This window comes from Alicyclobacillus kakegawensis NBRC 103104 (assembly GCF_001552655.1).
In the GTDB taxonomy this organism is placed as follows: Bacteria; Bacillota; Bacilli; order Alicyclobacillales; family Alicyclobacillaceae; genus Alicyclobacillus_G; species Alicyclobacillus_G kakegawensis.
Genome location: NZ_BCRP01000007.1, coordinates 158,307 through 184,485, shown reverse-complemented (window position 1 = coordinate 184,485; position 26,179 = coordinate 158,307). Strand labels below are relative to the sequence as shown.

Sequence of the window (26,179 nt, the reverse complement as noted above, 5' to 3'; positions counted from 1 at the left end):
CCCGAACGCAAGGAAGGTATCGCGACCATGCTATTGGTCTTAGCTCACCGCTTCAAAAAAATCCCCTTTACACCGAGTCTGACTTGGTCTTAACTCCGCGTAAAGAGGAACGTAGAAAACTTCACAAACCCGAACTGGATGTTAGAATGGATTTCTGCGTTCGGCTAGAACCTGGACATAAGCTGTATCAGGGATCGAATAGTCAACCGGGACATTTTTTAGAATACTTCTCCATTTGGTATCATCGAATTTTGAGTAATCCAAATCAAATTTAAATATGTTTGAGGTCGTGTCATCTAAACCCACTCTGGTTTTTACCAATCCGTATTTGCCGATTACTTCCGGTATTTCTGTTGAATATTGAGGTGATAATTTTTTCTTATCGATTGTCTGGTAGTATATGTGCATCGTCTTTTCAAATAGCGTTTCTGAAGAATATCGTACTCTGCCTCTGTCAGCCGCATTGGCTGCCAATTTAAGCCGGAGTGCCGGATTGTCCATTAACTCTGATATGCTTTCAGCCAGTTGGACACTGTTTCCCGTTTCAAAGATCAAGCCTGTTTCCCTGTGCCTTACGACTTCAGGTATTCCGCCAGCGTTCGAAGCCACACAAGGCTTACCCGCAACTTGTGCTTCCATTAGCGTATACGGATGCATATCCTGTTTGGATGCAAGCACAACTATATTTGAGATCTTCAACAAGGCCGGAACATCCCATCTGGCTCCAAAAAATACAATATTTTCATATAATCCTAATTTTTTTGCTTGGACCTCCAATTCATACCTCAAATTTCCGTCCCCGATGAGCCAGCAGACAAAGTCATTTCGTTTTTCCTTGAGTATTCTCAAGGCTTCGATCAGTGTCTTGTGATCCTTTTCTGGGACCAGCCGAGCAGGGCAAGCAATCACGATTTTGCCCGGATGTCTTTGCTCCTCTTTCAAGTGTGGGTATGGCTCATGTCTTAACTGCCTTAAGAAGGGATCTAGATTCATTCCATAAGGAATCACGTTGATTTTCTCGGCCGGAACTCCGTAATGAGTACTCAATTGGACTTTCTGCCAGTTGGTCGGAACAATCGTGGCATCCGTCGAAAGGTGTCCGTAATATTCCTCTGTTATCGCATATTGCCAATTAATGCTATTTGTGTCTGTGATCTCGCCGGAGTTGATATATTCGGTAGCCAGGATACCATGTATCGTTGCGACAAGGGGTGTGTCTTTCGGCTTAACTCTCCACAGGGCACGCGTGGACAGGATGTCGTGAGTATGAATCAAGTCATAATCATTCAAGTCCAGTAGAGCCGCCGCGACTTCAAAGGTATAGCGTTCAATCTCTCTCCAACGGATTCGGGGGTCGACGTGTGGCAATTCATTCTCATAGTACCGGAACACCTGATGGTCTATTACGTCTTTAATCGAGAGGGATTCAGAATGCTCGTTTACGGTCTTGTCAATTTCAGCGCCTGTTAGGTTCCATCCAAACTCATTCGGAGTGTAATTGAACTTGTAGATCTTATTCATGCCAGGATGATGGGCTAATATGTCAACATGATGTCCGTGTTCCTCAAGTTCCTTCTTTAATGTATAGACATAGCGGCTCAGCCCCCCGTAGTGAGGGAGTTCAAAGTAGCAGGCAAACAGAATTTTCAACAAGACCACTCCTTCATGGTGTCGCTTTTTCAGCACCCTTCATCCCCAGTATGTTATGTTCGTTGATCCAATGTGGAATAGGCGAATGGCAATTCTGAGAACAAATCGCCCGTCCCGCTTCCTTGTCAGTCCCGGTTGTGGGTGCTGGCAGTCTGGCGGATGATTAAGTTCTGCAGTTTTCCCGGCACGGAGTCGTGCTTTTCCGCCATACGATCGCCAACAAGATCTTAGAGCCACTCGTCCAGCGGTGCTATGGGAACACGAATGTGTCGATTTATGGGACCCATTTTCAGCTTGTACTGCTGTCTCAGCGGAGATATGGTTTCATACTGGAAGGCGCATTCTTGAAGGTCGATTTGGACTTGGCGGAATGGGTACATGATGGCGGACGACGTCCTGTTCAGTCTCTTTGAGGGGGGCAAATCCGTTGTTACAGATGCCTATAGTGCAACCCGGGGGGAGATGTCTCTCCTTTTTCGTCTGGACGCGATGCTCGTCTATTTCTGGACCTCTGTAACCTTGCCGATGGTGATGCGGGCCACGGTCTTGAACGAGACCTGTCGATTTTTGGATTTCGACACCCACTTAATCCTCTAAAAGGCACATGCCGAAGGAACCAAGAATTAGTTACAAGGCTGCAGTGTTCGTCCAAGCACTTTTCCTTGTACGTTCGTATTTTGATTGTGAATCATTTTGCCTGACAAAAGGAGTGATGAATGAAGCCACAGAAAATCAGTCCGGAATGACGATGGGTGGCATTTAGATGAGATGACAATGAATTCAAATCAGTAAATGCGAAAAAGGGGAAATAAGAATGGACAATATTATTAATAACTATCAGAAAATAAATGTTGTTTATGATCAATTGGATGCTCTTTACTTGCCCATTACGAGCCCTTTTGTACTCACAGTCGATTGGAATGGGGTGAAATTTGAATTCCTAATAAAAATTAATGCCAATGCCTCTAATTTACTTGTATTTGGGTCTGGTGCTATGGTGACTCAGGTGAGTCTGCCGTTTTTTCAGAGACACTCATGGATTTATGATTTCGAGGATTCCATGATCTACTATAATGATCCAACATTGTATTTAGGGGATATCCCTTTGGGGTGGGGGCAAGGAACTTGGGACAGATTTTATCTCGAGGATATTGCAACGATTCTTTCAAAACTAATAGGGAAAATAGGGGTCAGCCAGCGGAATGTGCTATTTTACGGGTCTTCCGGTGGTGGGTTCATGTCTCTCATATTAGCCGGTTATATCAGAGACTCAACTGCCCTGGTGAATTGTCCCCAAACGTGTTTGACGAAATGGCTTGAAGTGCCTGTTCAAAATGTTTTCAACCTTTCTTATCCAAGTTTGTCTATCCAGGAGGTTATGAAGGTCTTTCCGGAGCGCATAAATGTTATAAAATTCTATAATCACATAAAATATGTTCCTAAAATTTACTATTTGCAGAACGCAGCATGTGAATATGATATGACAAACCATGTAATTCCTTTTCTCTCGGATCTGCAGTTTATGGAAGAAGGGTGTATTGTAAATAAAGTCATCGTAGACTTATATTATGACAAGCAGCCGGGACCTCCGGTCCTTCCGGCATTGGGGGGACACGGAGCACTAGGGAAATACGAAACCATAAATTATATTAATCAAGTGAAGTCAAGATAATTACTTAACGGGAATTGATGATATCGATTTCACGTGAATCGCGAATTCGGACCCCGCAAATCGGTTCTTTGCGTGAACGCGGAACTGACGCAGTATATCCATCCCAGTTGAGATGAAAGGGAAAGGACAAGAGGAGTGAAACGCGGCATCTTCATAACATGTACCTTTGCGGGACAGGCTTATGGTCAATGCCGCTTTGCATCAAAGGAAGCTCTTCCAGTGCTTCCTAAGCAGCAGTGAACGGTCTCTGTAGGCTCTGCTCAACGGTCCGCCAGATCCCGGTGAACCCATAGGCACGAGCCAAACACGAAACAAAGACCCATGATGGACTGGATGCGTCCGCACAACGAGCGGCGCCTGCAGAATACCCCGCGAGGGGCTTGCCCGGAAGATGGCGATGAAGCCGAGAGAGGTTGAGCCTAAGGGGCTTCGCGGTGGACAATGTGTGCTTTTGCCTCGCGGATGCCGGGCGCGCAACAAAGGCTGCGCGGATTCGCGCAGCCTTACTTCTGGTGCGGTCGAGAGGACTTGAACCTCCACGAGCTTGCGCCCACAAGAACCTGAATCTTGCGCGTCTGCCAATTCCGCCACGACCGCGTGTATCGAGTTGTGTTCAGCGCCGTCTGGTTCAACCGGCGACAAGTAGGATTATATCAGGCCTTTACTCTTGATGCAAGCTCTGCTGGACAAAAAACTCGGGGAGGCAAAGTGACAAAGATCCAGGTGTCCTAGCCGCATGGGTGGCGGCGATAAAGTGAAGGCGGGGGTATCGAGAAAGTGTCTGCATGAAGGAGGATTGACCAGCGCCGACCAGGTGCATGCGCACGGTTTCGAGGGGCCGTACGGGGACGATGGGGCCACGCGGCCACGGCGGAAATACGACGCGACCATCGCCACCAGCCGGGAGCAGAAGAGCGCCCGGAGGGCCCGCTCGATCTTCCGATGTCTTTGGTGGAAGCCGCAAAGCCGGAATCCTGCTCGGCATCCACAAGCGGCTTCCATAAGCGGTCAGCGGTTGTCATACCAAAGTGCCAGCGTACTACGGCATGTGCTGAGCCTGTCGTTCTGTCGCTTGATCAGGCTTGCCGCTCGGCTGCATTGACTGTGTGCAGCAGCAAAGTGGCGATGGTGACGGGTCCTACGCCACCCGGGACTGGCGTGATGGCTCCGGCAACCTGAGAACAGGATGCAAAATCGGCGTCCCCTACGTTCCCTTCGTTGTAGCCGGCGTCAATGACGACAGCGCCCGGCTTCAGCCAGTCACCTTGCAGGAATCGCGGTCGGCCTACCGCGGCAATGACCACGTCGGCCTGCCGAACGAGGGCCGGGACATCCTGGCTTCGCGAGTGGCAGATGGTGACCGTGCAGTCGCGGTTGAGCAACATAGCCGCGATGGGCTTGCCCAGAATGGCGCTGCGGCCCAAGACGACGGCGTGCCGCCCCGTCAACGGGACTTCATAGAAGTCCAGGATATGCAGGATAGCCTGTGGCGTGCAGGCGCGGTGGGCCGGTTGGTCAAAGGCGGTGAGCCCGAAACCGGCGCTAGTCACCCCGTCCACGTCTTTGTCCAATCGAATGGCGTCAAACGCTAAGCGTTCATCGATGCTGGTGGGCACCGGATGCTGCAGCAGGATACCGTGAACCTGCGGATCGTCGTTCAGGCGCTGGATGGTGTCGATGAGGGCTTGGCTGCTCGTGGCGGCCGGCAAGTGGATGGGGACGGAACGCAGACCTAGCCGCTTGCAGGCGCGCCCTTTCATGCGTACATAGGTCGCCGAAGCTGGATCATCGCCGACCAGAACAGTGGCCAGGCACGGGGTGACACCGCGAGCGTTCAAGGCCGCCACGCGTTGTCGGATTTGGGCGTGAATCTGTTCTACGACAGGTTTTCCATAGAGTAGTGTTGCTTCTGGCATGGACATCGACTCCATTTCTGCTGGCGCAAGGACGTTACCCAGCTATCGTACCGAATCACGGGCGGGATCGCCAGGCGCGAGTTGACATCGTTTTCAGCAGTGCGCTACTATCTATTCGTAACGCATGATTTGGAATATTGTTTCATATATGTAATAGAGTCCAGGTTGAGGAGGAGAGCGTATGGGACGTCTACAGGACAGGGTGGCGGTGGTGACAGGCGCGGCCCGTGGCATCGGCGCGGCCACGGCGAAGCGCCTGGCGGCGGACGGCGCGAAGGTGGCAGTGTTCGACCTGAGCGAAGAAGCCTGCCGAGACACGGTGAACGCCATTTCAGCGGCGGGCGGGCAAGCGCTGGCGGCCGCTTGCGACGTCAGCGTCGCACAGCAGGTGGAAGCCGCGATGCAGGCGGTCGTGGATTGTTGGGGCCGGCTCGACATTCTCGTCAACAACGCCGGCGTCATTCGTGACAATCTGTTGTTTCGGATGAGCGAAGAGGACTGGGATACGGTCATGAGTGTCCATCTCAAAGGCGCGTTCCTGTGCAGCCGCGTCGCCCAGCGCTACATGGTTGAACAACGCTACGGCAAGATTGTCAACACGAGCAGCACCTCAGCCCTCGGCAATCGGGGCCAGGCCAACTACGCGACCGCGAAAGCGGGTCTGCAGGGGTTTACGCGCACTTTGGCCATAGAACTGGGGCCGTTTAACATCAACGTCAATGCCGTGGCGCCGGGGTTTATTGTGACCGATATGACCCGGGCGACGGCGGAGCGCGTCGGCATGAGCTTTGAGGAGTTTGAGCGGGCCGCCATCGAGCGGATTCCGCTGCGCCGGGCGGGTAAGCCGGAGGACGTGGCGAATGTGGTGGCGTTCTTGGTCAGCGACGAGGCGAGCTACGTCTCAGGTCAGGTGATTTATATCAACGGCGCGCGCCCGCAGGGATGAGCGCGCACGGTGGGGATGACGGGGGGAGATGGACGTGTTGGCCGACAGATTGCGTCCGTTTCTTGGAAAATCATCGGATCCGGTGAAAAACGAGGTGGAGAAACGGGCCATACGCAAGTTTGCTCGCGCTATCGGATCGAACAATCCTCTGTATCTCGACGAGGAGTACGCTCAGCGCAGCCGCTACGGCCGCTTGTTGGCACCGCCGACGTTCAGTCGCACCTTTGACTACGGATCGATACCCGGGCTTGACTTTCCCCGTGACGGCTTGTTGCACGGTGAGCAGGCGTACGAGTATTTCCGTCCGATTCTGGCCGGAGACACGGTCTATTGTTCCATGGAATTGTCCGATGTCGTTGAGAAGCAGGGCCGTTCGGGGCCGATGACGTTGGTCGTGTTTACCTATCGGGTCTTGGGCGACGACGGAGAACTCCTGGAGCGTTCCCGTTCCACCGTGATTCGCAGGGGATAGGAGGAGGCATGATGGGGACGAGGTTTGCGCGTGGTGAGACGATAGGGCCTGTGAGCATGCCGCCAGTGACCCGGACGCAACTTGTCCAATACGCGGGCGCTTCCGGCGATTTCAACCCGATACACACCGTCGACGAGTTCGCCCGGGCAGCGGGCCTGGGCGGTGTCATTGCCCACGGGATGTTGACCATGGCCTTTGTCGGCGAAATGCTGACACAGACTATCGGCGAAGCCGGCGACTTGCTGCGGTTTTCGGTTCGCTTTACGGACGTGGTGCGTCCGGGGGATGTGGTGACGTGTCAGGGACGGATTGAACGTGTAGAGGTCCGTGACGCCTGGGAAATTGCCGAGTGCGACGTGTCTGCCGCCGTATCTTCCGGCCGCACGGTGGTGAAGGGAAAGGCGGTGTTCCGCGTTCCGCATGGCACTTAGGCGTGCCGGGAAACATGGTATACTCGGATTAGGAAGCGTAGGCAGGGGGCGGCGAGGATGCGTTTTACCAAGATGCATGCGTTGGGCAACAATTATATCTACATAGATGAGTTTCAGGAGTCGCTGGCGGCTGTCGATCTGCCTGCGTTGGCGCGTGCGGTGAGTGATGTACGGCGCGGCATCGGGTCGGACGGATTGATTCTCATCGGCCCGTCTGAGCGTGCAGCGGTGCGGATGCGGATGTGGAACGCGGACGGATCGGAGTCCGAGACGTGTGGCAACGGCTTGCGATGCGTGGCCAAATACGCGTACGAATACGGGTACACGAAGGCCGAGGAATTCCCGATAGAAGTGAAGACAGGCGTGGTCAATGCCCGCGTCTGGGTTCGCGGGGGACGAGTGGAGCGCGTAACGATAGACATGGGGCGACCGCGGTTTGGGGCTGAGGCGGTGGGGTTTCGCGGCCCTGTGGAGGCGGCGCAGCCGTCCTGCGCGTCGGTGGCGACGCCGGCCGGAACGTTCACCGGGACGCTGGTGTCGATGGGCAACCCGCACTTTGTCATCCGTTCTGCGCAGGCGGCGGCAGTGCCGCTGGCGGAGGTGGGGCCCCACATCGAGCGCCACCCGGACTTCGCACACCGGGTCAACGTGGAATTTGTCACCCCGCGGGGCGACAGGGAACTGGATTTTCGGGTTTGGGAGCGCGGTTCCGGCATCACCCTGGCGTGCGGTACGGGAGCTTGTGCCAGCGTCGCCGCCGGAGTGCGTGAAGGCTGGTTGCGCCCGCGCGTGCTCGTGCACCTGGAGGGCGGAGATTTGGAGATCCAGGTGGACGATGAAGGCCGGGTATGGATGACCGGCGAGGCGGTTGAGGTGATGTCGGGGGACTTTGTTTGGCCGAGGCGCGAGGGCGCGGTTCCGGCAGCGTCAGCGGCGGGCTTAACGGGTGTGGCCGGGGCGCAAGAGGAGCAGCACTAAGAAGCTGATGACCGAGATGGCGACGGCGATGGCAGCGGCGCCGACGGCGAGTATGAACAACGTCAACAACTTCGCCGTCAACCACAGCCCAATCCCTCCCAGGCGCCCCAGGCGTTTGCGCCGGCGCCGCACGAAGATGGCGTTATGCCCCTCTCCCAGCAGCCACAGGGCCAGCACAGAAACGGCCGCGAGCCACACCCGGCCCAGCCACGGCTGCCATGCCGTGCCTACCCAGCCGATGGCAAACAAGACTGTCAGAGGGAGCAGTTTGGTCTCGAGATTCAGAAGTTTCAACCGGATGCCGGCAGTCCGGCACACGTTGACGGCCACGACGTGGTGAATGAGTGTGTACAGACGCAGGCCACTGTACACAATGGGGATGGAGACCAGGACCGCCAAGACAAAGCCGAAGTTGGCGAGGGCTGGATGCACGGGGCGCCCGCTGACCAGCCTAGCGGCTTGGGTGGGCCAGTCTGGATGGATAGTCCAGCTGGCGAGGGCGGCCACAATGACGGACCACGCGGTGGCCCACCGGCAGCGGAGGATGGCGGTCGCCAATGGCTGCGACAGGTGGTCGAGCACGGAGCGGGGCCGTCCCAGCAAGCGGACGAGGTCCCTCCAATAGGCCCAACAAGCATCTCCCAGCATCCAGCTTCTCCTCCCCCTTCATCGCGCTCGATCCACCCACTCCGTGGTCAAGTTGGCAAACGCCTTCACCAGGAAAACGGTGACCCGGCTTCAGCCATTGGCTGAGGGTTCCGCGCTATACAGGAAGCGCCCGTCCTTCCACGCGGCTTGTACTTGCCCCGCATCCAGCAGCCGTTCTACGTGCGCCTGCAGCGTTCTGCGCGCGACCCCCTCGACGCCGGAAGGCAGCGAATCGCCGTATATCCGTTGCCGCAATTCCCGGATGCTGAGCGGCCTTTGGGAGATCAACGAGAGAATCTCCGCCTCGCGCCGGAGCCGCCGTTCTTTCGTCTGCAGGGCGGCTGCGCGCGCGTTTAGCGGCGGTCCGTGCCCAGGGCCGGCGACGGGGCATCCGCTTTGCGCGATGGCTGTGAGCGCTGTCAAGTAATCGTCCATGTGCCCGTCCGGCGGTCCAATCCATACCGTCCCCGCGCCGGACAGATGGTCCCCGACCAAGATCACTCCGTCCGCCGGGACCTCGATATGCAGGTGACCGTGTGTGTGACCGGGCTGATGGCGAATGATGACAGGCAGATCCGCCAGTTGGACATGCGCTGGCGCAGGCTGCAGCAATTCCGGGGTCACTCCGAGCGCTTGTCGGGCAGGCGGATGGTCCAACGGATGAAGGTGGATGGGAACCTGCCACTGGGTCGCCAGCCGGGGTAAGCCCGCGGTGTGATCAACATGGTAGTGGGTGGCGATGATCCGCAGGCGTTGGACACCCAGGTCGCGCAGGAATTGCGTCAGCCACGAGAGATGACGCCCTTCGCTTGTGCCGAGGTCCACCAGCAGGCAGTCGTCTCCGGCCGTAATCACGTACGTATTGGTATGATCTAGGGGCGGCAAGGTGGGAGTCGGAAATGGCACTTGCCAGACGTGCCCCGATAGACGCACCGGGACGGGGCTGGATTCTTGAACGGGCAACGGACTCCCTCCTCACCAGAAGATCGAGTGTATCTCTCTATACCGTAAACGCTGACGGCCATCGAAGCAACTCCCAGGCGCATAGCCAGGCACGTGCAAACTGAGGTAAAGTAGCATGGTGGCTGAGACACCCGCAAACGGGCCGACAGTAGGTTTGAGAGCAGGATGGAGGGATGGCGCGTGGCATCGCTACTTGCACGCCCCTGGCGGGCTGCATTGATTGACTTGGACGGGACGATATACCGGGGGGACGAGGTGATTGAGGGGGCGGCGGCGTTCGTTCAGCGCCTGCGCGAACGCCGGATTCAGCCTGTGTTTCTGACCAACAACTCTATCCGCACGCCGCAGCAAACCGCGGAGAAGCTCAACCGCATGGGCATCACGGCGAGACCAGAAGAGGTGGTGACCTCAAGTGAAGCGAGCGCCGATTATGTGCTGCGCCGGGTTGGCCGCGGCCGCATCGGTTATCTGGGCGAGGCCGGGGTGGCGGAGGCGTTGGCGGCCGTCGGGCTGACCGGGGTCTGCCTGCGCGGTTGGCAGGAAGACGCCTTGCCCGAGGTGGACGGGTTGGTGCTCGGGCTGGATCGGCGGGCGGGATACCTGGATTATGCCGCGTTCTCCCTGCTCGCCATGGAACTGGGCTGGTTTGTTCTCACCAATCCTGACGTGCGGTTGCCGGTGGGCAGCCGCTTTTATCCCGGCAACGGGGCCGTCGGGCGCCTGGTTGCCGAGGCCAGTGGTGCGGACGCCGTCATCATCGGCAAGCCTTCTCCCCGATTCATTGACTACGCGTTGTCCCGCTACGCTCTTGCGCGCACCGATGTGTTCATCGTCGGAGACAACCTGCGCACCGATATCGCGGCCGGGCAGGCGTCCGGATTGACCACCGTGTGGGTGCAAAGCGGCGTCCAGTACAGCAGCGAGGAAGCTACTCCGCCACCGGATTACGTGTTTTCTTCGGTCGCCGCCCTCAGGTGAGGGGCTGAGTCGACCGCGGCGCCAAGGCAGGGGGTGGCAAGGGGAAAACCGCTCCTGGCGCGGTCCGACAGGGTTTTGGTCAAACAGGTTGCCTGCCGTATATATAGTGGGTATAATCGGTGTTGTCTAGTTATCATCCACTAGATATGGAGTCTCGCTTCGGTGATTCTGCGGACCGCCCTGGCGCCGACGGGAGGGAGAGAGATGCGATGCCCGTACTGCGGTTGCGACAATTCGCGCGTGATTGAGTCGCGGGCCGGCGAGGACGGGTGCACCATTCGCCGCCGCCGCGAGTGCACCAATCCGGATTGTGCTCGTCGCTTCACCACATATGAGCGGGTCGAACAGCGTCCGTTGATGGTTATCAAGAAGGATGCAAAGCGCGAAGAATTCTCAGCGGACAAGCTTTACCGCGGTTTGATGAAGGCGTGCGAAAAGCGCCCGATTCCAGCGGATGCGGTGGAAGACGTGGTGCGCCGCATTGAACGCGGCCTGCGCCTGGAATACGAACGTGAGGTCCCCTCCTCGGTCATCGGGGAGCGGGTGATGGAGGAACTGCGGCAGCTGGATGGTGTCGCCTATGTCCGCTTTGCCAGCGTGTACCGGCAGTTTCGGGACGTGGAAACGCTGGCTCAGGAAGTGTTGGGGCTGTTGAGCGACAAGTCACTGCAAGGCGGGCGCACCGATGGTTCCGAGGGATCGTAACTCTCCAATGGGATGCAATAAAATTAAAATACATACCTGGGGGTTGTACGCATGAGCCGCGCTCTCGAACAAAGCATGCTGCCGTTTACCGCCGAGGATGCTCTGAGCCCTACGGGGGAACGGATTGTTGCGGATAGGTACCTGCTCAAGGATGTGACCAAGAAATCGTTGAGTCCGGGAGCGCTTGTGGTCGCGGTGCTGGACAAAAAGCGCGCCTATCACGAGCTGGCGCGCGTGGTCGACGTGAACGAGGCCGAGCGCTCGGTGACGGTCGAGTTGAAGGACGGGGTGCGCGAGGTGCTGCCGTTCCACCAGGTGGACGTGCTGTTGGAGACCGCTCCCCGCCAGATGTGGCGACGAGTGGCCCGCGGCGCCGCGGAGGTGACCAAGGATCCTGCTTATTGGGAGGAGAAGTTTTATCAGCTGCAGAGCCGCTGGCGGTACGTTCCGGGCGGGCGCGTGAATGCGTCGCTGGGTTCCGGCATGCAGACGACCAGCTATAACTGTTTTGTGATTCCCAGCGTCGGGCCAACCCTGCGTGACTACGCGGAATCGTTCGGCCAAACCCTGGAGATCCAGGCGCGCAGCGGCGGCGTCGGCATGAACCTGTCGCGCATACCGCCTCAGGGGAGCTTGGTGCCGGTGTCGTCGGAGCCGCGCAACAAATACCTCAATCTGGTTCTGGACGTGTGGCACGCGGACCTGCCGGAGTTTCTTGAGGCGTCTTACCCACACAGCACCAAGGTCGTGCGCGTCAACCGCAGCTTCCTGCGCGCCGTGGAAGAGGACGCGAAGTGGCAGTTTGTCTTTCCGGACACCAGTGTCGACGGGTATGACGATTTGTGGAACGGACGGATTGAGGATTGGCTGGGGGAAGGCCGCCCGGTGGTTCGTTCGGAGCCGGTTTCGGCCAAGGACCTGTACGAAAAGATCCTGGCCAGCGGCGCCCTGGTGCTGTCGGACATCATCGGCACCGTGCTTTATCCCGGTGACCAGCGCAGCACCATTGCAGAGACGCTCGCCGACATGTGGGAGCGGATGCAGGAGGGCAAGACGGTTTCCATCATCCTGTCCTCGCTGCGCCCACGCTACAGTTATGTGCGCGGCGTAAACGGACGGAGCTCCGGGGCCTATTCTTGGGGACAGTTGTACGACAAGGGAAATCAGGTCTTTGGGGACGGTTTTGGCCCGGTGGGCGTCGGGGAGATCATGAGTGTTGGCTGCCAGCTGACTCTACAGGGCGGTTCCCGCCGCGGGGCGCTGATGTTAATCCTGGCCGACCGCCATGCTGACATCCTCAAGTTCATTCGCTGCAAGCAGGTGGACGGGGTGATAACGGGGGCCAACATCTCGGTCGGCGTATCGGAACGCTTCATGGCCGCCAAGGAGGCGGATGAGCCGTGGCCCATCGGTTTCGTGCGGGAAGAGGACGTCAACGACTTTGATGGGGATTTCGACCGGTGGGAGCAGAGTGGCCGCGAGTTTGTCGTGCACGATACCCTCACCGCCCGCCAGCTGTGGGATGAGCTGGTGACCTCGGCCTGGAAGTCGGCGGAGCCGGGAGTGGTCTTTCTGGGCCGCGCGAATGAGATGTCCAATTCTTGGTATTATAATCCGTTGGTTGCCACCAACCCGTGCGGGGAGCAGCCGCTGCCGGCTTACGGTATCTGCAATTTGGGAGCCGTGGTGTTGAGCAAGTTCGCCGTCGGATTCGCAGATTCAGGACAACGGGTGGAGTTTCAGGACCCGGCCAAGGAGGAAGCCATTCGCGAGGCCCTTTTGCGGCACTTTGACCGCGAGAAAGCGGAGTTTTTCCTCCATCACATCCGTTGGGAGGAACTCGAGGATGTGGTCCGATCCGGCCTGCGGTTCCAGGACGCCGTCATCGACGCGACGTACTACCCGTTTCCCGAAAACCGCCGCAACCAGCTGAGCGAACGGCGAGTGGGCCTGGGTATTATGGGGCTGCACGATCTGCTGCTGTATTGCGGCGTGCGCTACGGATCGGACGAGTCGGTGCGGCTGATTGACGTGTTGCTGGGCTTTATGGCGGAGTGGTGTTATCTGGAATCTGTGGAGTTGGCCAAGGAGAACGGGCCGTTTGAGCGGTTTGACGCCGAGAAATTCCTGCAGTCCGGGTACATGCGGCAAATGGCGGCGGAGCGTCCGCATGTGGCTGAGGCCGTGCGGCGGCATGGGGTGCGGAACGTGACGACGATGACCATCGCGCCCACAGGCACCACCGGCACCATGGTCGGCTGTTCGACCGGGTGTGAACCGTATTATGCTTGGTCCTACTTCCGCAACTCGCGGTTGGGCATGTTTGAGGAGAACGCCGCCATCGTGCAGGAATATTTCGACACGCATCCGCAAGCCCAGGAGTTGCCCGATTACTTCGTGACGGCCATGGACTTGACGCCGGAGGAGCATGTGCGGGTGCAGGCGGCGCTGCAAAAGTGGATTGACAGTTCCATCTCCAAGACCTGCAACGCGCCCAACTCCTACACCGTCGAGGATACCAAGCGGCTGTACGACCTGGCCTACGAACTCGGCTGCAAGGGTGTGACCATCTACCGCGACGGTTCCCGCTCGGAGCAGGTTCTGTCGCTGAAGGCTGAGGAATCTGCCGAAGCCGCACTAGCGGACGAGGACGCAGAGGCGAGGCCCGCTCCGGCAGGCGGCGACGGGCAAGGCGCAAAGTCAGCCTCGCCGGCTCCGGCAGCCGTTGGCTACGTCAAACGCCGCCGCCCTGATGTGCTGTACGGCGCCACGTACAAGAAGGAGACGCCGCTCGGCAAGGCGTATATCACCATCAATGACGATCCGGACGAACACGTGGCGCTGGAGATTTTCGTGAATATCGGCAAGGCGGGCAGTGATGTGTATGCCGCCAATGAAGCGCTGGGTCGCGCCATTACCTTGTACCTGCGCGATTCCAACAACCCCAACAAAGAAGCCGAATTGGTTAAGCATTTTTCGGGGATCGGCGGATACAATTCCGTCGGGTTTGGCGACCGCCGCATCACGTCCGTGCCGGATGCGATTGCCAAGGCGTTGATTGAACACGCGGAGACGTTCCCGATGCGTCGCCGTGGATTTGCCGAATGGGCGTCGGGACAGGAAACGGCCACTTCCGAGGGAGCCGCTGCCTTGCCACTGCGCTCGTACAGTGTAGCCAAGGACCTGTGTCCAAACTGTCACCAGCTGTCGTTGGTCCGCACTGGCGGCTGCTACGAGTGTGAGGCGTGCGGATACAGTAAGTGCTGACGCCTGCGGCGGAGTCGAGGAGCCGCATGAATGTGGCAACATCATCTTGACACTGGCCGTAAGGCCATTCATACTATAGAGCGAGACAGCTTTACATAGTTAAGTTGATAACGCTCTGTAAGTTAAATCCGGTGGACAGGGAGGGAGCGTACATGGCGTTGGATCGATGGACGGTGGATGTGGACCACAGCAGCATCGATTTTTCCGTTCGTCACATGATGGTTTCAAAGGTGAAAGGGACCTTTCAACGGTTTTCGGCGGAGATTCAAGCAGACCCCGACGACCTGACCACGGCCAGCGTTCGCTTCGAGATTGACGTGAACAGCGTGGACACCCGCAATCAGGACCGCGATAAGCACTTGGTGTCGCCTGACTTCTTTGATGCTGAAAACCACCCGAAGATCACCTTCCAGTCGACGCGCATCGTCAAAAAGAGCGACGGCGAATACGAAGTGACAGGCGACCTGACGATTCGCGGTGTCACCCGTCCGGAGACGTTTCTCGTCACCTACGAAGGCCAGGGAAAAGACCCCTGGGGCAACATCAAGGTGGGCTTCAGTGGACGTGGAACCATCAACCGCGAAGAGTATGGTCTGAAGTGGAATGCTGCGCTGGAGACGGGCGGCGTCTTGGTCGGCAACGAGGTGCAGGTCTCGATTGAATTGGAAGCGTCCAAACAGGCCTGAGGGTGTTGGCATCACAGCCAAAGGACCCGGCTATGCCTGATTTTGCGGTCGTCATGACCAAGCACCCGCATGACGGTCCGACGGGTTGAATGGCGGGGGGCAGATGAACTGCCCTCCTTTTTTGCTGCTTTTTGATGGGACTGGGCTGGCGGAGGGGGGACCGGCCCTCCGCCAGCCCCGTAAACCGTGGATGGTGTATAATGAGGATGTTGTGCGCTGTTTGGTCAGGCGAAAAACGACGCCTCAGAGACGTTGAACATGACGGTTCGTCATTGTAAGGGGAGTTATACGTTGACATCATCGGCTAGGATCGTGGTAACGGGATTGGGGGCTGTCACGCCGCATGGAGTGGGAGTTGAACCCTTTTGGAACGGAATCATCCAGAATCGCTCCGCAGTGCGCACCACAAAAGACCCGGTGCTTGCGCCTTGGGCACCTGTGGTGGCCGACGTGCCGGACTTCCAGCCATCCGATTTTCTCTCCCGAAAGACGGTCCGGGACACGGCCCGGTTCAGTCAGATGGCGTTGGTCGCGGCCATGGAGGCGGTCCGTGACGCAGGTTTGACTGCCGATGAGGGGTGGAATCCCGGGACGAGTCCGGAGAGGACCGGGGTTTTCATGGGCACGAGCTTTGGTTCCATTCGCAACATGGACGACGCCGCTACGGAGCTGGCGAAGGACGCGCTGGCGAGGGTGGAGCCGAGGTTGGTTTCCAAGTCCATCCCGAACGCGGCCGGCAGCTCGGTAGCGATTCATTTTAATATTCAGGGGCCTGTTCTCACCTACACCACGGCCTGCGCCTCCTCGGCCAATTCGATTGGTGAGGCGGCCAGCTGGATTCAAAGCGGCCGCGTGGATGTGGCCTTGGCGGGAGGCAGCGATTGCCTGTTTGCGTCCACACTTCTGGCGGGGCTGCGGGCGTCGGGGGCGCTGGTGAGCCACGGCCCGGACGACCACTCGCGCTGGTCGCGCCCGTTCGACATCGACCGCTCCGGGATGGTGATGGGAGAAGGCGCGGCCATCTTGGTCTTGGAGCCGTTGGAGCGGGCGTTGGCACGAGGCGCGCACATCTATGCGGAATTGGTTGGGTACGGCACATCGAACGATGCATTCCACCAGATTGCCCCGCATCCCGAGGGAATCGGGGCGATGGCGGCGATGCGGATGGCTCTGGCGCAGGCGGGGGTGCAGCCGGCAGACATTGATTACATCAATGCCCACGCCACTTCCACCAAGGCGGGAGATACAGCCGAGATTAAGGCGCTGTCGGCGTTGTTCGGCGAGGCGCTCGACCATATCGCGGTCAGCTCCATCAAAGGTTCGATTGGCCACCTGCTGGGGGCGGCGGGAGGCGTGGAGAGCTTGGCCTGCGTGAAGGCCTTGGAAACGGGATGGCTGCCGCCGAACTTGCACTGTGACCATCCGGAACCCGGGACACCCAGAGGGCTGGTTCAGGAGGCACGCCCGCAGGCCATCCGCTACGCGTTGAGCAATTCTTTCGGATTCGGCGGGCAAAATGGCGTTCTCTTATGGAAACGGTACGAGGAATAAAGTGGGGAACCACAAGCAGGGCAGGGCATTATGCCTGCCCTGCTTGTGTGTTCTGAGTGATAGAGGTCCGATCTCAAACCATGGTCAATCCGCCGGAGACAGACAGCACCTGTCCTGTGATCTGGGAGGCTGCATCGCTGGCCAGGAACACGATAGCCTCCGCCACGTCCCGTGGCTCGGCAATCTTGCGCAGGGGAATGCGGCGTATCATCTTGTCAATCAGCTTCTGCGCGTCTTCATGTTCGCTGTTGATCTCCAGGATGCGCGTACGCGTGGGACCAGGGGAGACGCAGTTGACTCGGACGTGGTATCGCGCCGCCTCCTGGGCAATGGATTTGGAAAACGCCACCACACCGCCTTTGCTGGCTGCGTACACTGCTTCGCCCGCCATGCCGACGCGCCCGGCATCCGACACCACGTTCACGATGCTGCCAGATTCGGCCGCCACCATATCGCCCAGCACCGCCCGCGTTGTATAGATGACGCCCCACAGGTTGGTATCGACAACGCGTCTCCAGTACTTGGAATCTTCGTCAAGAAACCGGGATGTCAGGGTGTAGCCGGCGTTGTTGACTAAAATGTTGACGATGCCGAACTCGTCCACCAGCTGCTGATAGGCTGCCTTTACCTGCTCTTCACTGCCGACGTCGACGGTCTGTCCGAAGACCCGTTCACCGAGGGCCGCCACCGCCCGCTGCACGCTGTCCGCGTGCAAGGCCCAGATGGCGACCTCGTACCCTCGTTCCAGGAACAGCTCGGCGGCCGCAAAGCCGATGCCCTGGGCTCCTCCGGTGATGAGAACTCGTTTTTTCTGCGTCATCAGCCAAGCTTCCCTAATCGCGGCCAGGCGGCATGCAGTGCCTGGCGCTCTCTTTCATAGATGCTGACAAACCGCTCGGCGGCTTCGGGCCCAGAGAGAAGCTCCAGCTTGCGGACCTCGAGCGGATCGGCATCGCGGATGATTTGCACATCTTCCTCAGTCGGGGGGTCTGTCACCGGTATCGAGCCGGGGGCGTGGATCTCGAAACCGCTCTTCTCCTGCACTTCCTCCAACGTGACGCCGGGATGCAGGGAGCGGACGGCCATGGTGCCGCCAGGGCCGGTGAAGTCAAACACGCCCAAGTCGGTTACCAGGACGCTTGGGGCCCCGTGCGCTCCCAGCGTAGCGTCCCGATCCGGCCCCGTGCCGGCCCCGCTGCGGAAATCGACCTGTTCCACGACCGTGCGCCTGCTGTGCGTCAGGACGTAGTAAAAAATCTGCGACAGGTGGCTCGTATCTTCCGGGATGCCGCGCGAACCGACCATTGCCACCTTCGGCTGGTGCCAATCGCCAATCACGCTGATGTTCGTGTTCCCGTGCCGGTCAATCTGCGCCGGGTTAATCCAGATGCGAAAGTGGTCGGTGAAGATGGCGTCGAAAATCTCTTCCATGGTCAGGGGAATGCCACGCTGGGCGTCGGTGAGAAACTGCCCCAAGCTGAGCGTGGGCATCGGTGTGACCTCCATCCCTGATTCCGGCGTGGCCAAGACGGCCAGGTCGGGCGCATAGCGAGCCTTCGCCAACAGCGCGGCCAGCGCCCCGAAGGCCGTGACCGAGCTGACCATGACCTCGCCGCTGAACTGGCGGGCCATGGTGGTGATGAGGAATTCGTCGAGCGCGTACCTCTCATCCAGTGGCATCGTGATTCTCCTTTCCAGACGGGTGTGCCCTAACCTCAGACCTTCAGGCGGGCGAGCAGCGCCTCGACGCCGCCCTGCCGTTCGAGGTAGCGGGACGGGTCTGTGTAGATGTATTGATCCGCATACTCACGCCACGCATCCTCGTTGGCTGAGTGCTTCAGGTAGTCTTGCAGGTGGCGCAGGTCCGCTCGGTAGTCGGGTGCGCAGCCGGTGGGATGCGCGCCCCACGGGAGCTCGACGACGCCGGTGGTATGCACGCGCAGGATCTGGACGTCACGCCCGTAACGCTGCAGCTCGTCGGAGGAGATGATGCGTTCGCACGACATGTACGTCCGGCGCGCCGCCTTCGCGCAAAGCACATCCACGTGGCCATCGCCAAGGATCACGCCGTTGCCCTTGGCGTCCGCATAATTCACATGGATGAGAGCGACGTCCGGCTTGAGGGCGGGCACCGCGACCAACTCCTCGCCGTGGAACGGGTCTTGGAAGCGCCGGAAGGAGGTGTTGACCGACAGTACGTCGGTAGCCAACCCGGCGTGGGTGGGGAGAAAGGGGACCCGTTTGATGGTGGCATCCAGCCCCGCCATCACGGTGTATTCGGTCCACTCCTCGAAGCGGAGCGCCTGTTGTTGACGGGCGCGGCGAAAGTGGGGGGCGAGCCCCAAAACCTCAAAACCGACGAACGCGTAAATGACTTCGGATACAGATCCAGTGCCAATCAGCAGGTCCACATCCGGTCCGCCGACATCGACGATCAGGCGCAGGTCTTTCACGGAGCTGCGCGCGAGTGCTCGTATCAGGGCCATCGGTTTGCGGGAGAGCGACGACCCGCCGATGGCCACGGTGGATCCGCTCGGTATATCGGCCACCACCTGGTCAACGGTCATCCGCTTGTCCAATCGGGTCACCTTCCTTGGCACACTGAAATATCGGCTGTTGCAGGGCGTGACAGGTTGGCCTGCAACAGCCATAGGCTGTCGAGCAGCCGTTTTACGGGCGCAGGTCCTTAGTGGTCTCAAACGGCCCGGAGGTATGGGTCAGTCCACCGTCCACCCGTATCACCTGGCCGGTGATGAAGCGGGACAGGTCGCTGGCCAAAAAGACGGCGACGTCGGCCACGTCTTTCGGTGTGGCCAACCGTCCGAGCGGGGTCTGCCGGCTCACCTCGCGCTCAAACTCGGCGTACGAATCGCCCATGTAGTAGCGGGCCGAATCGGTTGCCACGACACCAGGAGCCAATGCGTTGCAGGTGATGCCGTGCGGCCCCAGTTCATAGGACAGGTAGCGAGTCAGGGCCTCCACGGCCGCCTTGGCCGATCCGATGGATCCGTACAGCGGCAGGGTGAAGTCGGTTCCGTGCCCGGTGACGGTGATGATGCGGCCTTCCCGACCCTGCATGAGCGGTACCGCCAGTTGGACAGAGGTTACGAGTGCGTTGATCAACAGACGGTAGGTTCGGTCGATGTGATGCGGCTTCATCTGCAGCACCGGTTTGAACGCGGTGGCGGCGGCGTTGGCCATGAAGACATCAAGCCGGCCGTAGGTTTCGCCGACCACCTGAAACATCCGCTCGATGTCCTCGCTGGATTCCAGGTTGGCCTGGACCGCCACGCTGCGCCGGCCTAGGGATTGAATCTCCTGGACAACCTCCTGCGCCAAGTCGGCCTGCCGATTGTAATGCACCACCACGTCCGCGCCCGCCTGCGCCATGGCGATCGCGGAGGCGCGGCCAATACCGCGTGAACTCCCCGTGATCAGGGCAATCTTTCCAGTCAGCAAGTCGTTCATGAGGTCAAACCCTTTCCGAGCCATTCTCCACCGTCAATCACAAAGACCTCTCCGTTGACAAAATCCGCGTAGGGAGAGAGCAGATAGGTGGCGGCGTTGGCGATTTCGGACGGATCGGCAAAACGGCCGACCGGGATCTTGGCCTTCAGGCGCTCTTCGTCGGCCGGATCGGCCCACAGCGGACGTGCGCCTTCGGTGTCGGTCGGACCCGGGCAAACGGCGTTCACTCGGATACCATAATGCGCCCACTCCACAGCCAGTGTGCGCGTCATGGCGACGACCCCCGCTTTGGCCGCCACCGAATGAACGGTCCGCGGGCCGCCGGTCCACGCGTAGCTGGCGACGATGGAGAGGATGCGGCCTCCGTTTTTCGACTCAATCATCTTGAGGCCGGCCGCCCGCGTGCAGTAAAAGGTGCCGTTGAGCACGGACCCCACGACGGCGTTCCAGCCGTTGACGGAAAGCTTCTCGCTGTCCACGATGAAGTTCCCGGCTGCCGAGTTGACGAGGATGTCCAGCCGTCCGGTTTTCTCCACCGCCGTGTTCATCAAGCGGTCGACCTGCTCCGGGTCGCGGACGTCGGTCGGTACGGCGAACGCTTCGCCCCCGGCGTCCTGGATTTCCGCGACGGCTTTGTCCAGGTGTTCGGCCTTGCGACTGGCCAGGACCACGCGCGCTCCCAGGTTCGCCAGATATTTGGCGATTGCGAAGCCGATGCCCGTGCCGCCGCCGGTAATCACGGCGGTCTGGCCACGGAACGTGTCATTGGGCAGCATGGGTTTGTGCATGTGATTTTCCCCTTTCCGATGTGTTCCCCGCGTTGGGCGATGGTTCATTGGCCCGTGAAGTGGGGCTCGCGTTTTTCCAGAAACGCCCTGACCGCCTCTTGGTGATCCTGTGTCCTCGCCAGTCGGTCTTGGGCTTCCCGTTCGAATACCACGGTTTCCTCCAAGGAATGTGCAGCTGCCAGGTCGTACAAGCGGCGGATTTCTGCATAAGCCCGAGTCGGACCAGCCGCCAGCTCGGCCAGCAGGGTGCGCGCCTCCTCCCACGCCTCATCCAGAGAAGCGTTGACTTGGGCCGCGAGCCCCAGATCGACAGCCTCCTCAGGCTTCAGTGCGCTGCCACGCAGCGTGAGGGACAGGGCGCGGGCGTAGCCGATGGCACGGGAGAGCAGGAAGGTGACCGCCGTGTCGGGGGCCAGTCCCACTTTCACGAACACCGGCGAGAGAAGGGATTTGCTGTGCAGGATGCGAAAATCTGCGGCCAACACCAATGCCAGGCCGCCGCCGACAGCCGCGCCGTTGACCAGAGCCACAGTGGGTTGTGGCAGCGAACGCAGGCGCCGGACAATCGGTATGTACTCCTCCTCGACCACGCGGCCCAGCTCCGGACCGTTGGCCTCGTAATAGTCAGCCAGTTCCCGCACATCCTGGCCGACGCAAAAGGCGCGTCCGGCTCCCGTTATGAGCACAGCCCGAATATTCGGGTCCTTGGCCACCCGGTCCAGCGCGTGCAGCAACTCGCGGCGCATGGTTTGCGTCAGCGCGTTCAAGGCGTCTGGACGGTTCAAGGTCACAGTGGCAACGGCGCCATCGACCTGATATTGAATTTCCTGATAATCCATTCGCAACCTCCCCAACATGACAGACGTGCACCCAACGGCTTGTCCCCTGGCCGCGCGAACGCGTTCGAAGGGCTCGGGGAACCATTCCTATTTTATTATAAAAGCCGGGCCCGTGGACAACCCGGGGGTCGAGGGGCAAGCAGCGCCTTGGGCGGCCTGTGCCTTGCCGAGGCCGGACCGGCCGACGCCCCGGGCCAATCCGCGGCCGGGCCGCGGGGTCAGGTTTGATAGGCGGGTTCCCCGAGCAGTTCGGAAATGGTGGAAAACGTATAACCCTCTCGACGGAGCACCTGAACGATATGGGGCAGAGCGTCCACTGTGCCCTGCAAGCTTTCCCCTCGTCCACCGGCGGAGTGCATGAGGACGATGGCTTCTGGCGTAATGTGCGACAGCACGTTGCTCGCCACTTGGGCGCTGGTTAACCCCGACCAATCGAGACTGTCGACATTCCAGAACAGCAGTTTCATGTCCAGTTCCTGAATCACGTCGATCACGGTGCGATTGATGGCCCCATAGGGCGGACGCACAAATCGTGGGCTCAGGTTGACTGTGCGCATGATGGCCTCGTTGGTTGTGGTGATTTCAGTGCGAATACGCTCTTTGGGCAGTTTGGTCAGGTTGGGGTGGTGATAGCTGTGGTTGGCCACCACGTGTCCCGCGCGCACGATTCGTTTCAGGACATCGGGATGGTCCTTCACCCGCTGTCCGACACAGCAGAACGTCGCCTTCACCCGCAAATCGGACAACACAGACAAGATGCGTGGGGTCCATTTGTCGTCGGGTCCGTCGTCGAAGGTCAGGGCCACGGTCCGCCGCTGGTCGGGGCCGTTTAGCAGGACCAGACCGGGATATCGGCCGTGCCAGTCAATGTGCTGCGACCTGGGAGGGCGCTCGCTTGAGCTCTCTGTGCCGTGTTCATGCGGCACGGGCTGCTGATGGTGCCATACCCATCCGTCGCCTGTGACCAATTGCAAAACCTCCTTATTATCGCCTTTAGGATATGGGCGTTTTCCTGGCGAGGTTCCACACTTTTTTGTCTGAACGCTAATTTTTCTCTCGACCGGCCATGGTCTGAGGTAGTAACCTATACACGTGTGTGACGCAGGTCGCGGTGGACACCGAATAGGGTTCTGAAAGATTTCCGGAATGGTGGGTGCACGAAGACATGGAATGGATGCATGGTGGCGTGACGGCGCCGCAAGGGTTCTTGGCCGCGGCCGCGCGGGCGGGAGTCAAGGATTCGGGGGCAGATGACCTGGCTGTGGTCTTGAGCGAGGCAGAAGCGAGCGCAGCAGGCGTGTTTACGACCAACGTTGTACAAGCCGCGCCCGTTCATTGGTCCCGCTCCATCGTCCATAGGCGCGGCCGCGCGCGTGCCGTGCTGCTGAACAGTGGCAACGCGAACGCCTGCACGGGCCGGCGAGGCGATGCCGACGTCCGGGTGATGGCGGAAACAGCGGCCCGTCTCCTGTCCGTACAGCCGGAGGAAGTGTTGGTGGCCTCCACCGGCGTGATTGGCGTGCCCCTGCCCATGGATCTCGTATTGGAAGGAATGGGACGTTTGGGTGCTGCCTTGGCGCGGGGGCCGGCTGTAGACGCCCGGGCGGCGGACGCGATTCGCACGACCGACACGGTGATGAAGCAGGCGGCCATCCGTTTTCCGCTGCAGGGCAGAACCGTGACCATAGGGGGGATGGCCAAGGGGTCGGGGATGATTCATCCCAACATGGCTACGATGTTGGCCGTTCTCACGACGGATGCAGAGGTGGCGCCCGATGTGCTGCAGACAGCCCTGGCGGACGGGGTCGACGTTTCCTTCAACATGCTTTCCATCGACGGCGACACCAGCACCAATGACACTGTGTTTGTCCTGGCCAACGGCGCGTCCGGGGTGGCCATTGCCCGAGAATCGGAGGCCTATGCGGAGTTTTCGCGGGCGTTGACAGCGGTCATGGTCTCGTTGGCGAAGCAGATTGCCCGCGATGGGGAGGGAGCCACCAAGCTGCTGGAGGTCAAAGTTGTCGGCGCCCAGGACACCGAGGCAGCGCGGCGTTTGGCCAAATCGGTGGTGTCCTCGAATCTGGTCAAGTCTGCGATGTTTGGTCGCGATGCCAACTGGGGACGGGTGCTGGCGGCTCTCGGATACAGCGGGGTGCAATTCAACCCGCAGCGGGTGCGCGTGGAGTTTGTGAGCCCCTATGGCCAGGTTTTGCTGCTGGAGAAGGGGGAACCGGTGCCCTTCTCGGAAGCAGAGGCTACGCGGGTATTGAGCGCCGACGAAGTGCAGGTGTGTGTGACGCTGGACGCGGGGGACGGGACGGCCGTCGCCTGGGGGTGCGACCTGACTTACGACTACGTGCGCATCAACGCCGATTATCGCACGTGAGCAGATGGTCCCGAGGTTTGACGGCAGCCAATAAGGCAGAATATAATGTCGAAATGGCAGCAATACGAGGAGGCGAGGTCCATGATCAAGACTTATTTTTACAACCATCAAGATCAGCGAATGTATCATGACGTGGACCTTTCGCGCCTGCAGGATTTGCTCGCCGACGAAAACAGCTTGTTATGGATAGACCTCTACAATTGCACCCTGGATGAACTGAAGTGGGTGGCCGCCAAGTTTGATTTCCATCCCTTGGCCATTGAAGACTGTTTGCACGATTCGCCGCGATCCAAGGTGGATCGGTATGATGAATATTATTTTTTTACGTTTCACGCCCTGAAGTACGATGAAGAGAGTGAACGCGAGGTCACCACGGAAGAACTCAACGTATTCTTGGCGAAAAACTACATTGTCACCGTGCATCGGCACCCCGTTCAGCCTATCGGCCGCATTGCCGCCCAGTCGCTGCGGGATTCGTTCCACATGAACAAGGGACCGGATTTTCTTCTGTACTCGATTGTCGACGGGATAACCGATGAGTACTTTCCCATCATGGAACGGATTTCCGCCCGTATCGACGAGTTGGAGGACGAGATGTATGAGCACCCGGCCATGGAAATCACCGAGGAGTTTCTGTCTCTAAAACGAACGATTGTCCTGATTCGTCGGGTGGTGCAGCCCAAGAAGCGAATCTTTCAAAACGTGGGTTCGGCATACTCGTTCGCGGTCAAGGAAGAGAACATTCCTTACTATATGGACCTCACGGATCATCTCGAACGGATCTCCGACTCTATCGAGGTGTTCGGCGACTTGGTTTCAGGCGCGTTGGACACGTATTCGTCGTTGGTCTCGGCCAAGACCAACGAGACGATGCGGGTGTTGACGGTCATTACCACGGTGACTGCCACCCTGACGCTGATCACGGGTTACTTCGGCATGAACGTGCCGATTCCGTTCCAAAGGCGTTGGCTGGCAACTGTGATTGTGACCGCCGGGCTCCTGGTCATCACCTGGATCATGATTCGGGCATTCCGACGGCGGAAATGGATCTAGCCCAGGTTCACTTTGCGGGTATCAGGCCGTCGTGGACTGCCATACTGGAAATAAGCGCTCCCGGCTCCTCGTGTCTGGAGCCGGTCTTTTTTTGTCGTTCCTGTCCCCGGAGGGACGTGGGACAGTTGCTTCCAGGATTGTTTGGTTGCTAAAATATATAGCGAGAAAGCGTGGGAGTGGTGAACGCAAATGGATGCGGGGGCATACTGGATTCGCCAGTTCGAGGACATCATGTCTCGGTTTCAGCAGATAGCGCATGTACACTCGCAGGTGAAAAAGTTCGGTTTGACGACCAGCGAGATGTTCATCTTGCGCTATCTCGACGCGTGTGACCGAGCCAAGGCTTCGGATTTGGCCCGTGTCGTCGGGTTGAGCCCGGGCGCTGTCACTCAGGTATGCGACGAGTTGGTGAAGTCGGGCTTTGTCGACAGGACGCGGTCCGAGGAAGATCGACGCGTGGTATACATCGCCATAACCAATCAAGGCAAGCAAAAGCTCGAACATATCCGATCCGTTCGCATCCAAAAGTGGCGCAGTATCTTGGAGCAACTGGGGCCTGATGACGCGGCGACGCTGCTCCGCATCCTGCAACGTGTGGTCGATTTGATAGAAGATGCCGTCAAGGAGAATGAATGGGAACAAGATGGTGTGCGTTCGGAGGCGCCAGAGTATCCGTGCAAGTGATGTGCGCGCGATTTGTGCCGGCCTGCGTAGGCTCGGGGAACCCGATTGCCGTCTCCTGACATAGGCTACAGAGAAACTGACCCATCGCTCGCCGCGAT

Annotated in this window: 25 protein-coding genes and 1 tRNA gene; 14 read left to right on the top strand and 12 right to left on the bottom strand. The window is 59.1% G+C overall.

The window, feature by feature from the left end; all coding sequences use genetic code 11:
* Positions 1-141: 141 nt before the first annotated feature.
* A complete protein-coding gene (locus AK2_RS08025) occupies positions 142-1,650 on the bottom strand; it encodes a glycosyltransferase family 4 protein (protein ID WP_067933137.1) in 1,509 nt (502 codons plus the stop codon).
* 378 nt (positions 1,651-2,028) lie between these two features.
* Between AK2_RS08025 and AK2_RS08020 the strand changes: the two genes are divergently transcribed.
* On the top strand, positions 2,029-2,247 hold the full coding sequence (locus AK2_RS08020) for a hypothetical protein (protein ID WP_157076271.1): 219 nt from the start codon (positions 2,029-2,031) through the stop codon (positions 2,245-2,247).
* Positions 2,248-2,464: 217 nt separating this feature from the next.
* Entirely contained in the window at positions 2,465-3,322 is an 858-nt protein-coding gene (locus AK2_RS08015; RefSeq protein WP_245632825.1) for a glycosyl transferase family 2, read from the top strand.
* A 510-nt stretch (positions 3,323-3,832) separates the two neighbouring features.
* On the opposite strand, the gene AK2_RS08010 is transcribed toward AK2_RS08015, so the two are convergent.
* Both AK2_RS08010 and AK2_RS08005 read right to left on the bottom strand, forming a co-directional pair.
* Positions 3,833-3,919 (bottom strand) — tRNA-Leu (locus AK2_RS08010).
* 479 nt (positions 3,920-4,398) lie between these two features.
* Positions 4,399-5,238, bottom strand: coding sequence for a bifunctional 5,10-methylenetetrahydrofolate dehydrogenase/5,10-methenyltetrahydrofolate cyclohydrolase (locus AK2_RS08005; protein WP_067933133.1), 840 nt, complete (start codon positions 5,236-5,238; stop codon positions 4,399-4,401).
* A gap of 181 nt (positions 5,239-5,419) precedes the next feature.
* Between AK2_RS08005 and fabG the strand changes: the two genes are divergently transcribed.
* The 4 genes from fabG to dapF are packed head-to-tail and all read left to right on the top strand — an operon-like array spanning position 5,420 to position 8,065.
* A complete protein-coding gene (fabG, locus tag AK2_RS08000; protein ID WP_067933131.1) occupies positions 5,420-6,184 on the top strand; it encodes a 3-oxoacyl-ACP reductase FabG in 765 nt (254 codons plus the stop codon).
* Positions 6,185-6,218: 34 nt separating this feature from the next.
* On the top strand, positions 6,219-6,656 hold the full coding sequence (locus AK2_RS07995) for a MaoC family dehydratase N-terminal domain-containing protein (RefSeq protein WP_439645086.1): 438 nt from the start codon (positions 6,219-6,221) through the stop codon (positions 6,654-6,656).
* A gap of 11 nt (positions 6,657-6,667) precedes the next feature.
* The gene (locus AK2_RS07990; RefSeq protein ID WP_157076270.1) at positions 6,668-7,087 is read left to right on the top strand and encodes a MaoC/PaaZ C-terminal domain-containing protein; all 420 of its coding nucleotides are present in this window, start codon (positions 6,668-6,670) and stop codon (positions 7,085-7,087) included.
* 57 nt (positions 7,088-7,144) lie between these two features.
* Entirely contained in the window at positions 7,145-8,065 is a 921-nt protein-coding gene (gene dapF / locus AK2_RS07985; protein WP_083520974.1) for a diaminopimelate epimerase, read from the top strand.
* On the opposite strand, the gene AK2_RS07980 is transcribed toward dapF, so the two are convergent.
* Both AK2_RS07980 and AK2_RS07975 read right to left on the bottom strand, forming a co-directional pair.
* Entirely contained in the window at positions 8,027-8,713 is a 687-nt protein-coding gene (locus AK2_RS07980; RefSeq protein ID WP_067933126.1) for a hypothetical protein, read from the bottom strand. The two genes, dapF and AK2_RS07980, sit on opposite strands and share 39 nt — an antisense overlap.
* Positions 8,714-8,803: 90 nt before the next feature.
* Positions 8,804-9,676 (bottom strand): MBL fold metallo-hydrolase, encoded by an 873-nt coding sequence (locus AK2_RS07975; RefSeq protein ID WP_067933124.1) that lies wholly within the window; start codon positions 9,674-9,676, stop codon positions 8,804-8,806.
* A gap of 180 nt (positions 9,677-9,856) precedes the next feature.
* Between AK2_RS07975 and AK2_RS07970 the strand changes: the two genes are divergently transcribed.
* From AK2_RS07970 to AK2_RS07950, 5 genes are all read left to right on the top strand, one after another.
* Positions 9,857-10,654, top strand: coding sequence for an HAD-IIA family hydrolase (locus AK2_RS07970; RefSeq protein ID WP_067933122.1), 798 nt, complete (start codon positions 9,857-9,859; stop codon positions 10,652-10,654).
* A 204-nt stretch (positions 10,655-10,858) separates the two neighbouring features.
* Positions 10,859-11,359, top strand: coding sequence for a transcriptional regulator NrdR (gene nrdR, locus AK2_RS07965; protein WP_067933120.1), 501 nt, complete (start codon positions 10,859-10,861; stop codon positions 11,357-11,359).
* A 51-nt stretch (positions 11,360-11,410) separates the two neighbouring features.
* Positions 11,411-14,626 (top strand): adenosylcobalamin-dependent ribonucleoside-diphosphate reductase, encoded by a 3,216-nt coding sequence (locus tag AK2_RS07960; protein ID WP_067933118.1) that lies wholly within the window; start codon positions 11,411-11,413, stop codon positions 14,624-14,626.
* 152 nt (positions 14,627-14,778) lie between these two features.
* Positions 14,779-15,312: a YceI family protein gene (locus tag AK2_RS07955; protein WP_067933116.1), complete on the top strand. Its 534-nt coding sequence runs from the start codon at positions 14,779-14,781 to the stop codon at positions 15,310-15,312.
* Between the two features lie 291 nt (positions 15,313-15,603).
* Positions 15,604-16,863, top strand: coding sequence for a beta-ketoacyl-[acyl-carrier-protein] synthase family protein (locus tag AK2_RS07950; RefSeq protein WP_245632824.1), 1,260 nt, complete (start codon positions 15,604-15,606; stop codon positions 16,861-16,863).
* 73 nt (positions 16,864-16,936) lie between these two features.
* Here AK2_RS07950 and AK2_RS07945 read toward each other — a convergent pair whose 3' ends face one another.
* The 7 genes from AK2_RS07945 to AK2_RS07915 all read right to left on the bottom strand — a co-directional run bounded on the left by AK2_RS07945 (position 16,937) and on the right by AK2_RS07915 (position 22,926).
* Positions 16,937-17,683, bottom strand: coding sequence for an SDR family NAD(P)-dependent oxidoreductase (locus AK2_RS07945; protein WP_067933112.1), 747 nt, complete (start codon positions 17,681-17,683; stop codon positions 16,937-16,939).
* Positions 17,683-18,543, bottom strand: a complete 861-nt coding sequence (locus AK2_RS07940) for a CoA-transferase (RefSeq protein ID WP_067933110.1) — start codon at positions 18,541-18,543, stop codon at positions 17,683-17,685. The genes AK2_RS07945 and AK2_RS07940 overlap by 1 nt, the downstream gene beginning before the upstream one ends.
* 35 nt (positions 18,544-18,578) lie before the next feature.
* Positions 18,579-19,442: a CoA transferase subunit A gene (locus AK2_RS07935; RefSeq protein ID WP_217994679.1), complete on the bottom strand. Its 864-nt coding sequence runs from the start codon at positions 19,440-19,442 to the stop codon at positions 18,579-18,581.
* A gap of 91 nt (positions 19,443-19,533) precedes the next feature.
* Positions 19,534-20,331, bottom strand: a complete 798-nt coding sequence (locus AK2_RS07930) for an SDR family oxidoreductase (protein ID WP_067933108.1) — start codon at positions 20,329-20,331, stop codon at positions 19,534-19,536.
* A complete protein-coding gene (locus AK2_RS07925; protein WP_067933107.1) occupies positions 20,328-21,119 on the bottom strand; it encodes an SDR family oxidoreductase in 792 nt (263 codons plus the stop codon). The genes AK2_RS07930 and AK2_RS07925 overlap by 4 nt, the downstream gene beginning before the upstream one ends.
* Positions 21,120-21,163: 44 nt before the next feature.
* Entirely contained in the window at positions 21,164-21,958 is a 795-nt protein-coding gene (locus AK2_RS07920; RefSeq protein ID WP_067933104.1) for an enoyl-CoA hydratase/isomerase family protein, read from the bottom strand.
* Positions 21,959-22,176: 218 nt separating this feature from the next.
* The gene (locus tag AK2_RS07915; RefSeq protein ID WP_245632823.1) at positions 22,177-22,926 is read right to left on the bottom strand and encodes a polysaccharide deacetylase family protein; all 750 of its coding nucleotides are present in this window, start codon (positions 22,924-22,926) and stop codon (positions 22,177-22,179) included.
* A gap of 197 nt (positions 22,927-23,123) precedes the next feature.
* On the opposite strand from AK2_RS07915, the gene argJ reads away from it, so the two are divergent.
* The 3 genes from argJ to AK2_RS07900 all read left to right on the top strand — a co-directional run bounded on the left by argJ (position 23,124) and on the right by AK2_RS07900 (position 26,081).
* Positions 23,124-24,344, top strand: a complete 1,221-nt coding sequence (argJ, locus tag AK2_RS07910; protein ID WP_157076269.1) for a bifunctional glutamate N-acetyltransferase/amino-acid acetyltransferase ArgJ — start codon at positions 23,124-23,126, stop codon at positions 24,342-24,344.
* 81 nt (positions 24,345-24,425) lie between these two features.
* Positions 24,426-25,397, top strand: coding sequence for a magnesium transporter CorA family protein (locus AK2_RS07905; protein ID WP_067933101.1), 972 nt, complete (start codon positions 24,426-24,428; stop codon positions 25,395-25,397).
* A gap of 189 nt (positions 25,398-25,586) precedes the next feature.
* The gene (locus AK2_RS07900) at positions 25,587-26,081 is read left to right on the top strand and encodes a MarR family winged helix-turn-helix transcriptional regulator (protein WP_067933099.1); all 495 of its coding nucleotides are present in this window, start codon (positions 25,587-25,589) and stop codon (positions 26,079-26,081) included.
* Positions 26,082-26,179 lie beyond the last annotated feature (98 nt).